General features: G+C 65.4%; 1 pseudogene. It reads right to left on the reverse strand.

Features of this window, described 5'->3' with window-relative positions:
• Positions 1-269 (reverse strand): annotated as a pseudogene (locus tag EN859_RS37390) (arabinose transporter); the annotation flags it as partial.
• Positions 270-286 lie beyond the last annotated feature (17 nt).

Consider the following 286-nt stretch of genomic DNA (forward strand, 5'->3'; position numbering starts at 1 on the left):
ACGGACCCGTAGCCGAACTCGCCGGCAATGTAGCCTGCCAACGGTCCGGTAATGCCCAACGACAAGTCGAGAAACACCGAATACGCGGACAACGCGGCGCCCCGGCTGGCCGGCGGCACGAGGCCCACGGCCTCCACACCCAGCGCTGGAAACACCAGCGCAAAGCCGAATCCCGTCAACGCCGCGCCTGCCAATGCCACGTGCGGTTCAGGCGCGAGCCACAGCATCAGCAAGCCGACGCATTCGAAGGAAAACGAAGCAATCGCCACCCGGAACCCGCCGTAAG

It is taken from the genome of Mesorhizobium sp. M00.F.Ca.ET.216.01.1.1 (genome assembly GCF_004010325.2).
GTDB lineage: Bacteria > Pseudomonadota > Alphaproteobacteria > Rhizobiales > Rhizobiaceae > Mesorhizobium.